Origin of the sequence: Segatella sinensis (assembly GCF_040095255.1) — a bacterium.
In the GTDB taxonomy this organism is placed as follows: Bacteria; Bacteroidota; Bacteroidia; order Bacteroidales; family Bacteroidaceae; genus Prevotella; species Prevotella sinensis.
In genome coordinates this window covers 1-3457 of record NZ_JBBNGE010000101.1, presented here as the reverse complement: position 1 = coordinate 3457, position 3457 = coordinate 1, and the positions used below count along the sequence as shown (strand labels likewise).

Here is a 3457-nt window from a genome sequence, read left to right as displayed (position 1 = left end):
AATATGTACAATAAAATGAATTTTGTCGCTTTGCAAGCAAAATCCCACTAAACCCTATAGGTTGCGGATTTGAGGTTAAATACAAATATATCAAAGAAATCTACTTTTGCGTGAATTTTCTTGCTCAAAAGTTTGTATTATCAATAATTATTCGTATCTTTGCAGCGTCAGTTCCCACCAAGCCTCTCAACGATGCTCAAATGCGTGGGGCTTTTTTGTATGTATACGTTTATTCTCAAAATACTCTAATGGAAAGATTACCGCACTTCACAAAACATTATATGACAGAGACGGATTTGGTGGCTCTGTTGGAAAGTCGTGGGCTTATCATTTCTGATGAAACCAAAGCGGTACGATATTTGGAGAGTATCGGGTACTATCGTCTTTCTGCTTATATGTATCCATTCTTGAAAGTTCCAAAAGAATCCCATCAGTATAAAGAAGAAACAACTTTTCTGCAAGTGCTGAATCTTTATCGCTTCGACAAAAAGTTGCGTATGTTTCTTCTCAATGAAATTGAAAAAGTTGAGATAGCCATTCGTCGGGCTATTATGAATATTCCTGTGCAGATAACTGGGGATATTTATTGGCTGACTAATTCGGTTCATTTTGCCAACCAAAGAACTTTCCAAGATACAAAAAACACCATTGATAAGGAATACGCAAAATCAACAGAAGAGTTTGTCAAGCACTTCAAAAACAGCTATTGTGACCCATATCCTCCATCATGGATTTTGGGCGAGTTGCTGACAATGGATAATGTGAACATAGTTTATCGTAATCTGAAAGCAGACAAGATACGTAAGCGCATCTCTCACTATTTTGGTTTGCAACCTATAGTCTTGGAATCTTGGATAACATCTTTGACATTGTTGAGAAATGCCTGTTGCCGCCATTCAAGAGTGTGGAATAAGGTAAGTTCTATCATGCCTGTATCTCCAAGAAGGATTGCACTTCCTTGGATTACACAGCCCTCAAACCCTCAAAGAGTATATTTTACAATCTGCATCATCAAGTATTTCCTTGATATTATATCTCCTAACAATGATATGTTAGTCAAGATGCAAACGCTATTTTCCAATTATCCGGAGATAAATCTGGCAGCTCTTGGATTTCCGAATGGATGGGAGAGCGAACCTTTATGGACGCAAGGGATGTAAGTGCTCTTGCCCTAAGAATTCAAGAATTGGAAAAAGAAAATGCCAGACTTAAAGCGATTCTTGACAAGAATGGGATAGAATATGAAAGTTTAGAATCAAAGACTTATAACTCTAATCGTATAGAAGCAGCATCAGTTTCTATATGCCAATTCTCTTTACAAGAAAAAGTTTCTATATTTCAAAGTGTATTCCAAGGTCGTGATGATGTTTTTGCTAAGCGTTGGTATAGTAGTACGACCCAAAAGTCTGGCTATCAGCCTGTATGCACGAGAGAATGGAATCGAGAATTTTGCGATAAACGAAAATATAAGTGTGCGGATTGTCCCAACAGGCAGTTCGCTCCTTTGACATACAATGACGTTTTCAATCATCTTGCTGGAAAGGATGTATGGGGACGTGATGTTATTGGACTTTATCCAATACGAAAGGACAATACTTGCTGTTTTCTTTGCACAGACTTTGATGACAAAAGCTGTGAACATGGCTACAAGAATGATGTGCTTTCTTTTGTAAATGTTTGCAAAACTTGGAATGTGCCTTGTTACATCGAGCGCTCACGTTCTGGCAATGGAGCTCATGTGTGGATATTCTTTGATATGCCAATAACTGCTTTCAAGGCACGAAAGTTAGGAAATGCCATTCTTACAGAGGCGATGAATAGTGATGTCCATCTTTCTTTCAAGTCATACGACCGGTTCTTTCCTAACCAAGACACCTTGCCCGAAGGTGGTCTTGGCAATCTTGTAGCCTTACCATTGCAGGGGATGGTTCGACGCAAAGGAAACAGTGTATTCGTTGATGAAGATTTCAATGCGTATGCTGACCAATGGGAATTGTTATCACAAATTCGTAAGTTGTCGGAGGTAGAACTTGATATGTTGTTACGGCTACATACTGTGCCAACATTGGGCGAACTCTTGAAGACCAGTGAGGCAAAGCCTTGGGAGACACCTCAAATGGATATGATGCAAACAGATTGTTATCCAAAGGAAATTGTGCTGACAAGAGCTAATATGCTATATATACCTTTGGCAAGTCTGTCTACCAAATGCGTGAACGTTTTCAAGCGCATGGCTGCTTTCCGTAATCCTGAATTTTATGAGAAGCAAGGAATGCGCCTGTCTACGTATAATATTCCACGTATCATTTCGTGTTCGGAAATAACAGACGACTATCTTGTTCTTCCTCGTGGTTGTGAGGATGCGGTTCGTGCCATCCTAACCCAGCATAATGTTAAGGTTTTGATTTCAGACAAGACTAACCATGGGCGTAGTATAAAGGTTACATTCAGAGGAGGTCTTCGAGAAGAACAGCAAAAGGCAATGGAAGCTTTTGCTGGGCATAATGTCGGAACACTATCAGCAACAACAGCGTTTGGAAAGACCGTGTTTGCCATCGGAATGATAGCAAAGAGAAAGGTCAATACACTAATACTTGTTCACAACAAGGCATTGCTTGAGCAATGGAAGGAGCGGTTGGAATCGTTTCTTAAAATTGATGAAACAATAGAAAAGCCTGAAACAAAACGAGGAAGAAAAACGAAATCCTCTGCCATCGGTTGTTTGTATGCAGGCAAGAACACGTTGCATGGAATCATTGATATAGCTTTGATACACTCTTGTTTAAATAATGACGAAGTAAAGCCTTTTGTCAAGGATTACGGTATGGTGATAGTCGATGAATGTCACTATGTGTCCTCTGTCAGCTTCGAGCAAGTTCTTCGACAAGTGACTGCTACTTTTGTTTATGGTTTGACCGCAACTCCAATCAGAAAAGATGGGCATCAACCTATTATATTTATGCAATGCGGAAAGATAAGATTTACCTCTGATGCCAAGAGTCAAATGGAAAATCAAGGATTCAAACGCCTGCTAATTCCAAGGTTTACCTCGTTCCGAAGCGTTATATCAGACCGTAAAAATTATGTTCAAATAACGCAAGAGTTATCCGGGGATAAGGTTAGAAATGAATTCGTTATGGAGGATGTCAAGGCTGCAATTCAAAAAGGACGAACACCTTTAGTGCTGACAACTCGTACAGCTCATGTCAAGGTGTTGGCACAAATGCTAATGCCATTTGCCGATCATGTTATACAACTCATTGGTGCGGATTCTGCTAAAGAAAAACGTCTTGCATTACAAAATCTACAGTCAATACCCATATCAGAATCACTTGTGATTGTAGCTACAGGAAAGTATGTAGGCGAAGGTTTCGATTATCCGTAACTACTCAGCACCCCTATAGAAAACTTCTCGTTAATAAAGCATAAACTTGATTTTGCTTATTTTCTTCATCCT

General features: G+C 39.4%; 2 protein-coding genes. Both read left to right on the top strand.

Annotated elements, in window-relative coordinates:
- The first annotated feature begins 281 nt into the window (after positions 1 to 281).
- Positions 282 to 1160 (top strand): Abi family protein, encoded by an 879-nt coding sequence (locus AAAT87_RS15080; protein ID WP_349226884.1) that lies wholly within the window; start codon positions 282 to 284, stop codon positions 1158 to 1160.
- Positions 1142 to 3385, top strand: a complete 2244-nt coding sequence (locus tag AAAT87_RS15075; protein ID WP_349226883.1) for a TOTE conflict system archaeo-eukaryotic primase domain-containing protein — start codon at positions 1142 to 1144, stop codon at positions 3383 to 3385. The genes AAAT87_RS15080 and AAAT87_RS15075 overlap by 19 nt, the downstream gene beginning before the upstream one ends.
- Positions 3386 to 3457: the final 72 nt, after the last annotated feature.